This window comes from Klebsiella sp., from assembly GCF_027492335.1.
Classification (GTDB): domain Bacteria; phylum Pseudomonadota; class Gammaproteobacteria; order Enterobacterales; family Enterobacteriaceae; genus Klebsiella; species Klebsiella huaxiensis.
On record NZ_JAPUEW010000074.1, the window covers coordinates 1 to 7,860 of the forward strand.

Below are 7,860 nucleotides of genomic sequence, written 5' to 3' on the forward strand. Positions count from 1 at the left end.
CCGAACTACAGCTCCAGCTCGCGCTGCAACAGCGTCGCAATCGCCTCGCTGCTCTCAGCCGTCACCAGCGCCTTGCGGAATTCCTCATGCATAATGCGCCGGGCCAGACGCGAGAAAATACGCATATGCTGATCGCCAGCTGAGTGCTTGTTCAGCGTCAGCATAATGACAAACTGCGCCTCATCGTCGCCCCAGACTACCGGCTGCGCCAGACGGGCAACGCTGATGGTCGACTGTTCGATATGCTCCGATTTGCTGTGCGGAATGGCGAAGCTAAATCCTAAACCGGTGGAGAACACGGCTTCGCGGGCCCACAGGTCGGCCTCCAGCTTGCGCGGGTAGCGGCAGCGCCCGGCCAGCAGCAGGTTATCGGTCATGCCCTTAATCACTTCTTCTTTGCTGCGCCAGTCGCTGTTCAGCGTAATGCACTGGGCGCTAATTAGCGGCGCATCCTGCTGGGTCATGCGGAACTGGGCCAGCAGATGCTCCACTTCAAGTGAAGTACGGCACTGCATCGCCTGATTAAGCAGCTGACGGCAGGCGCGGCTATCAAGTTGCGCCAGACGCGCTTTGGTCGCCGGAATCGACGGCGCGCTCATGCTCAGCTCATCCAGCCCCAGCCCTACCAGCAGCGGCAGCACTGAACCTTTAGCTCCCAGCTCGCCGCACAGGCCAATCCATTTCCCCTGACGATGTACCGCCTGAACCGCATAATCCAGCGCGCGTAAAAATGCCGGGTTAAGGCTATTGTAGTGACGCGTTACCTTAGCGTTATCGCGATCCACCGCCAGCAGATACTGGGTCAGGTCGTTACTGCCAATACTAAAGAAATCAATCTCTTCGCAGCATTGGTCGATAATAAACATCACCGAAGGCACTTCGAGCATAATGCCCAGCGGGATTTTCTCATCAAACGGAATATGCTCGCTGCGCAGCGACTGTTTAGCATCCGCCAGCTGCTCTTTGACCCACAGAATTTCTTCCATTGATGAAATCATCGGGATCATGATTTTCAGCGAACCGTGCGCCGAAGCGCGCAAAATTGCCCGCAGTTGGGTACGGAACAGCGCCTGATATTCTTCGTAAATACGCACCGCGCGATAGCCGAGGAACGGGTTGTTCTCCGCCGGGATATTGAGATAGGCCACCGGCTTGTCGCCACCAATATCCATGGTGCGAATAATAATGCTGCGCCCGTTGGCCGGTTCCAGCGCCTGGCAGAAGATGTTGTAAAGTTCATTTTCCGACGGCGCGCTTGGGCGGTCCATATAGAGCATTTCAGTGCGGAACAGCCCTACCGACTGTGCGCCGTTGTTAAATGCCGCCATCGCCTCTACCGAGTGGGCAATGTTCGCCGCCACTTCCAGACGAATGCCGTCTTCCGTGCGCCCTTCTTTATCCAGCCAGGTCTGCTGCTGACGGCGAATTTGCTCCTGCACCCACGCTTCCTGCTGATAGTAGCGCGCGACGGCTTCATCGGGTTTCACCACCACTAAACCGGCGTTACCGTCAATCTGCACTCGCTGATCAACCCACGGCAGCAGCGCATCCATATCGACGCCCACCAGGGTCGGAATATTGAATGAGCGCGCGAGGATCACGGTGTGCGAAGTGGTTCCGCCGCTGCGCAGTAGCAGTCCTTTGAGCAGCGTTTTATCCAGTTCGAGGAACTGGCTGGGGGTTAACTCATCAGCCAGACAGATAGACTCTTCCGTCAGCTTGCCCGGTACCGGGAAGCGCGATTCGCCGTAGATATGCTGTAGCAGCTGGAAGCAGACGTCGCGAACGTCCAGCACGCGCTCCTGCAAATAGCTGTTGCCAGAAGCACTAAACTGGGCGCAGAAATGTTCGCTGGTCGCCACCACTGCTTCAGCGCAGCTCAGGCCAGTCAGCAGGCCGCCAAGCAGATGCTGGCGCAACGAGGCATCGGTCGCTAAAGAACGATGCGCTTCAAGGATCGCGCTGGCGGTGCCGTCGTTATCCAGCAGACGGAACTCAATATTTTTCACCAGCAGCATCAACCCGTTATCCAGCGACGCCTGCTCTTGTTCAATATTTTTCGCCGCCGGCAGCGTGCCTAAGTCGCGCAGATCCAGCGATTTAAGGTGGGTGAGCCTGCCGCCCGCGCTCCCGGCGCAAACCGGCAACGCATGAAACAAGGTGGGGTTGAGACGAGAGAGTGATTCCGGAACCGGCTGAACGTCCATTTGATCGACCGTCGGCAGCGGCGCATCGCAGTGCGGAAACTCATCGGTGATAAAGGCCGACAGCGCGTCAAACGCCTGCTGCTCATCCTGACCGCTGATGATCAGCTGACAGCTATCCCCCTTAATGGTGTTGGTACCAATAATCGCCAGCGCGCTTTTCGCATTCCCGCGCCCTTCGCTGCGGGTATTCAACCATTCGACCGAAGACGAAAAAGTATTACACAGCGTTTCTACCAGACTTGCCGGACGCGCATGTACACCGTTGGGCAAATCACATATGAATTCAATTACCAGAGCCATCGTCTTCCTCCTGAACAATGCGTTATTGCCTCAAAAGTAAAGAAAGAATCCGCCAGCCACTACGCGACAAAACTGGCAATTACTGGATATTTGTATGCACGGATCTTTTTTATGCTCACCGTCACAAATACGCCAGCTAAATAGCTTAAAAACCCCACAGGACTAAGATTTGAGGTGGATCGCAATTTTCTTCTCGCCTTACAAATATCCAGTAAATGCACTTTTTCTCTACTGTTTTATAAGCCGCCCTTTTTCTAAGGTTGATGCATCAACTCAGTCACGAGCCGCACAGGCTCAGGAGAAAACAATGAACGAACTGGTGCAAATACTAAAAAATACACGCCAGCACCTCATGACCGGGGTTTCACATATGATCCCTTTTGTCGTGTCCGGAGGAATATTGCTGGCCGTCTCCGTCATGTTGTACGGCAAGGGCGCAGTGCCCGATGTTGCCACCGATCCTAATCTGAAAAAACTGTTTGATATCGGCGTGGCCGGTCTGACGTTAATGGTGCCGTTCCTGGCGGCCTATATCGGCTACTCCATTGCCGACCGCGCGGCGCTGGCCCCCTGCGCTATTGGTGCCTGGGTCGGCAACAGCTTTGGTGCCGGTTTCTTCGGCGCGCTGATCGCCGGGATGATTGGCGGCCTGGTGGTCTACTACCTGAAGAAAATCCCGGTGCACAAAGTCCTGCGCTCGGTGATGCCTATCTTTGTTATCCCGATTATCGGCACCTTTATTACCGCCGGGATCATGATGTGGGGCCTTGGTGAGCCGATTGGCGCGCTGACCGCCAGCTTAACCGGCTGGCTGCAAGGGATGCGCGAAGGCAGCATCGTCGTGCTGGCGATCATTATGGGCCTGATGCTGGCTTTCGACATGGGCGGGCCAGTAAACAAAGTGGCCTACGCCTTTATGTTGATTTGCGTTTCGCAAGGTGTTTACAGCGTCGTCGCGATTGCCGCCGTTGGCATCGCCGTACCGCCGCTGGGCATGGGGCTGGCAACGCTGATTGGTCGTAAATACTTCTCCGCTGAAGAGCGCGAAACCGGTAAAGCCGCGCTGGTCATGGGATGCGTTGGCGTCACCGAAGGCGCGATTCCTTTCGCCGCCGCCGACCCGCTGCGCGTGATCCCGGCCAACATGATTGGCGCCGCCGCTGGCTGCGTGACCGCCGCGCTGCTCGGCGCGCAGTGCTACGCCGGTTGGGGTGGACTGATCGTTCTGCCGGTCGTTGAAGGTAAATTCGGCTTCATCGCGGGTCTCGCGGTTGGCGCCATCGTTAGCGCAGCCTGCGTCATCCTGCTCAAAGCCCTTGCCAAGAAGAAAACGTCAGACGCCAAAGCCGATGACGAGATGGATCTTGATTTCGAAATTAACTGAAAAACTGGAAGGAATATTTTATGACCAAAATTATCGCCGTTACCGCTTGCCCGTCTGGCGTCGCACATACCTATATGGCCGCTGAGTCGCTGGAAAGCGCCGCTAAAGCCAAAGGCTGGCAGGTCAAAGTCGAGACTCAGGGCTCCATCGGCATTGAGAATGAACTGACGGCGGAAGACGTTGCCAGCGCCGATATGGTTATCCTGACCAAAGATATCGGCATCAAGTTCGAAGAGCGTTTTGCCGGGAAAACCATTGTGCGCGTCAATATCAGCGACGCCGTTAAGCGCGCCGAAACCATTATGAACAAAATCGACAGCCACCTTTCTCAGAATGCCTGAATAAATAGCGGGGCGCGTTCTGCGCTCCGCCAAAAAAATGGAGTTTGTCATGACCAATCGCACTCAACGTTTAAAAGACCGTTTGTTCGCTAACCCACGCGAGATCTCCCTCGAACGCGCCCTGCTCTATACCGCCAGCCATAAGCAGACGGAGGCGGAGCCGGTGATGATCCGCCGGGCGAAAGCGACCGAATGGGTCCTCGACCACGTACAAATTTCGATTCGTGATGACGAACTGATCGCCGGTAACCGGACGATTAAACCGCGCGCCGGGATAGTCTCCCCGGAAATGGACCCCTACTGGCTGCTCAAAGAGCTGGATCAGTTCCCGACCCGCCCGCAGGACCGCTTCAATATTAGTGAAGAAGACAAACGTATCTATCGTGAAGAGCTGTTCCCGTACTGGGAAAACCGCTCGATGAAGGACTTCATCAACAGCCAGATGACGGATGAAGTGAAAACCGCCGTCAGCACGCAGATTTTTAGCGTTAACCAGACCGATAAGGGCCAGGGGCATATCATTATTGACTACCCTCGCCTGCTGGAAAACGGCCTCGCCGCGCTGGTGGCGGAGCTGAAAACGGTAAACAAACAGCATCCGCAAAACAGCTTCTATCAGGCGGTGCTGATCCTGCTGGAAGCTTCCCAGCGCCATATTCTGCGCTATGCGGCGCTGGCCGATGAAATGGCCGCCAACTGCGTTGATGAACAGCGGCGTAAAGAGCTGGAAACCATCGCCGAAATTTCCCGCCATAACGCGGTGCATCGCCCGGAGGATTTCTGGCAGGCCAGCCAGCTCTTCTGGTATATGAATATCATTTTGCAATATGAATCCAACGCCAGCTCCATTTCACTGGGGCGCTTTGACCAGTACATGCTGCCGTATTATCAGGCGTCGCTGAATCGCGGCCAGGACCCGCAGTTCCTTAAAGAGCTGCTGGAATCGCTGTGGGTGAAGTGCAACGATATCGTTCTGCTGCGTTCAACCAGCAGCGCACGCTACTTTGCGGGCTTCCCGACAGGCTATACTGCCCTGCTCGGCGGCCTGACCGAGACCGGGCGCAGCGCGGTGAATATCCTGTCGTTTTTGTCCCTCGATGCCTATCAGAACGTGCGTCTGCCGCAGCCGAACCTCGGCGTGCGGGTTAATGAACTGATCGACCGCCCTTTCCTGCGCAAAACCGCAGAGACCATTCGCCTCGGCACCGGCATTCCGCAAATCTTTAATGATGAAGTGGTGATCCCGGCGTTTCTCAACCGCGGCGTGTCTCTGGAAGACGCGCGGGATTACTCGGTGGTCGGCTGCGTTGAGCTGTCGATCCCTGGACGCACCTACGGTCTGCACGATATCGCGATGTTCAACCTGCTGAAGGTGATGGAAATCGTGATGCTGGAGAACGAAAGCAATCCTGACATCACCTGGGATGGGCTGATCAACCAGATCCGCGACAAGATCCGCTACTACATTAAGCTGATGGTCGAAGGCAGCAACATTTGCGATATCGGCCACCGCGATTGGGCACCGGTTCCCCTGCTCTCCTCATTTATTGAAGATTGCGTGCAGCACGGCAAAGATATTACCGAAGGCGGCGCGCGCTATAACTTCTCCGGGGTGCAAGGTATCGGCATCGCTAACCTGAGCGATTCGCTGCACGCGCTCAAAGGGATGGTGTTTGAGCAACAGCGTCTGAGCTTTGCCGAGCTGATTGCGGTGCTAAAAGCTAACTTCCAGACGCCGGAAGGCGAGAAAATCCGCGCCCGCCTGATCAACCGCTTTGAGAAATACGGTAACGATATCGACGAAGTGGACAACATCAGCGCCGATCTGCTGCGTTTCTACTGCAAAGAGGTTGAACAGTACCAGAACCCGCGCGGCGGCCACTTCACGCCGGGTTCATATACCGTATCTGCCCACGTGCCGCTGGGTTCAGTGGTTGGCGCGACCCCGGATGGCCGTCTGGCCGGGGAACAGCTGGCGGACGGCGGACTGTCGCCGATGGTCGGTCAGGATTCACAGGGGCCGACCGCAGTGCTCAAGTCGGTGAGCAAGCTGGATAACTATCTGCTGTCCAACGGCACGCTGCTGAACGTCAAATTCACTCCGGCGACGCTTGCCGGTGACGGCGGACTGAACAAGCTGGCCGATTTTTTACAGGCCTTCACCAAGCTAAAGCTACAACATATTCAGTTCAACGTGGTCAACGCCGACACGCTGCGCGAAGCCCAGCAGCGGCCGCAGGATTTTGCCGGCCTGGTAGTGCGCGTCGCGGGCTACAGCGCCTTCTTTGTCGAGCTGTCGCAGGAGATTCAGGATGACATTATCCGCCGCACCGCGCATCAGCTGTGAGGTGATGGAAACGCGCGCCGATAAGGCGCGCATTTTTAACATCCAGCGCTACTCTTTGAATGACGGTCAGGGGATCCGCACCGTCGTTTTTTTTAAAGGTTGCCCGCATACTTGCCCATGGTGCGCCAACCCGGAGTCGATCTCGCCGAAAATCCAGACCGTACGCCGGGAGAGCAAGTGCCTGCACTGTTCCCGCTGCCAGCAGGATGTTGTCGAGTGCCCTTCCGGCGCGTGGGAGCAAATTGGCCGCGACGTCACGCTGGATAATCTGCTGAAGGAAGTGCTAAAAGACGAGGTCTTCTTCCGCGCCTCCGGCGGCGGCGTCACCCTGTCGGGCGGCGAAGTGCTAATGCAGGCTGAGTTTGCCACACGTCTTTTGCGCCGCTTACGCGAGTGGGGGATCAGAACCGCGATTGAAACGGCTGGCGATACCGCATTCAGCCGTTTTTTCCCGCTGGCGAAAGAGTGTGATGAAGTCTTATTTGATCTAAAAATTATGGATGAAGCGCTGGCCAGAGGGCAGTTGCTAATGAATATGCCGCGGGTGCTGGATAACTTCAGCCGTCTGATAGAAGCGAATATTCATGTGATACCCCGGGTGCCGTTAATTCCGGGATTTACGCTTAATGAAGAGAATTTCCGCCAGATCCTGGCGTTTTTAGCCCCTTTTAAGCTGCCAGAAATTCATCTTCTGCCGTTCCATCAATACGGCGAACCAAAATATCACTTACTGGGAAAAACATGGTCGATGTCGATGATTAAAGCACCTGAAGAATCTGAGATTCAACCATTCAAGACGCTGGCTGAACAGGCCGGTTTTAGCGTGACCATCGGCGGATAACGCCTGGAGGATGCTATGGATTTCAATATCGTTGCCGTAACGGCCTGCGTAAGCGGCGTCGCTCACACTTATATGGCAGCCGAGCGCCTGGAAAAGGTCGGCCACCATGAGAAATGGAATATCAAAATTGAAACGCAAGGAGCGTTGGGGGTTGAGAACAAAATCACGGCGGACGATATTGCCCATGTCGATGTCGTTCTGCTGGTGACGGATATTGAAATCGACGATGCCAAGCGTTTTAGCGGCATCCGCACCATTAAGACCAGCATCAAAACCTTCTTGTTGCAGCCGCAGCAGATTGTCGAAGCGGTGAAATGCATTATGAAAAAGCCGGTGGTTTATATTGAGATCCCTTGAGTGAGGGAAATCCCGGAGGCGGCGCTTAACGCGCCTGTCCGGGCTTGTATGATGACTCCGTCAGAAAGAACCGGCCAGTTCTC

General features: G+C 55.6%; 6 protein-coding genes. 5 read left to right on the forward strand and 1 reads right to left on the reverse strand.

The genetic code is table 11. The features are described from left to right. Positions 1 to 5: 5 nt before the first annotated feature. The gene (ptsP, locus tag QVF11_RS21970; RefSeq protein ID WP_112215207.1) at positions 6 to 2,507 is read right to left on the reverse strand and encodes a phosphoenolpyruvate--protein phosphotransferase; all 2,502 of its coding nucleotides are present in this window, start codon (positions 2,505 to 2,507) and stop codon (positions 6 to 8) included. 307 nt (positions 2,508 to 2,814) lie between these two features. Between ptsP and QVF11_RS21975 the strand changes: the two genes are divergently transcribed. Genes QVF11_RS21975 through QVF11_RS21995 form a run of 5 tightly spaced genes read left to right on the forward strand, consistent with a single transcriptional unit; the run spans position 2,815 to position 7,777 of the window. Beyond that, a complete protein-coding gene (locus tag QVF11_RS21975; RefSeq protein WP_112215208.1) occupies positions 2,815 to 3,891 on the forward strand; it encodes a PTS fructose transporter subunit EIIC in 1,077 nt (358 codons plus the stop codon). A 20-nt stretch (positions 3,892 to 3,911) separates the two neighbouring features. Further along, positions 3,912 to 4,232: a PTS fructose-like transporter subunit IIB gene (locus tag QVF11_RS21980; protein WP_112215209.1), complete on the forward strand. Its 321-nt coding sequence runs from the start codon at positions 3,912 to 3,914 to the stop codon at positions 4,230 to 4,232. Positions 4,233 to 4,281: 49 nt separating this feature from the next. Further along, a complete protein-coding gene (locus QVF11_RS21985; RefSeq protein WP_287859214.1) occupies positions 4,282 to 6,579 on the forward strand; it encodes a formate C-acetyltransferase in 2,298 nt (765 codons plus the stop codon). After that, positions 6,545 to 7,420, forward strand: a complete 876-nt coding sequence (locus QVF11_RS21990; protein WP_287859216.1) for a [formate-C-acetyltransferase]-activating enzyme — start codon at positions 6,545 to 6,547, stop codon at positions 7,418 to 7,420. Before QVF11_RS21985 ends, QVF11_RS21990 begins: the two co-directional genes overlap by 35 nt. 15 nt (positions 7,421 to 7,435) lie before the next feature. Further along, positions 7,436 to 7,777 carry a PTS fructose-like transporter subunit IIB gene (locus tag QVF11_RS21995; RefSeq protein ID WP_110277185.1) on the forward strand — a complete coding sequence of 114 codons (342 nt, stop codon included), beginning with the start codon at positions 7,436 to 7,438 and terminating at the stop codon, positions 7,775 to 7,777. Positions 7,778 to 7,860 lie beyond the last annotated feature (83 nt).

Bases quoted from the DNA above. Each gene is read 5' to 3' on its own strand.
- QVF11_RS21985 (WP_287859214.1), top strand. From the start codon at position 4,282: ATGACCAATCGCACTCAACGTTTAAAAGACCGTTTGTTCGCTAACCCA.
- QVF11_RS21995 (WP_110277185.1), top strand. From the start codon at position 7,436: ATGGATTTCAATATCGTTGCCGTAACGGCCTGCGTAAGCGGCGTCGCT.
- QVF11_RS21990 (WP_287859216.1), top strand. From the start codon at position 6,545: ATGACATTATCCGCCGCACCGCGCATCAGCTGTGAGGTGATGGAAACG.
- QVF11_RS21975 (WP_112215208.1), top strand. From the start codon at position 2,815: ATGAACGAACTGGTGCAAATACTAAAAAATACACGCCAGCACCTCATG.
- QVF11_RS21980 (WP_112215209.1), top strand. From the start codon at position 3,912: ATGACCAAAATTATCGCCGTTACCGCTTGCCCGTCTGGCGTCGCACAT.
- ptsP (WP_112215207.1), bottom strand. From the start codon at position 2,507: ATGGCTCTGGTAATTGAATTCATATGTGATTTGCCCAACGGTGTACAT.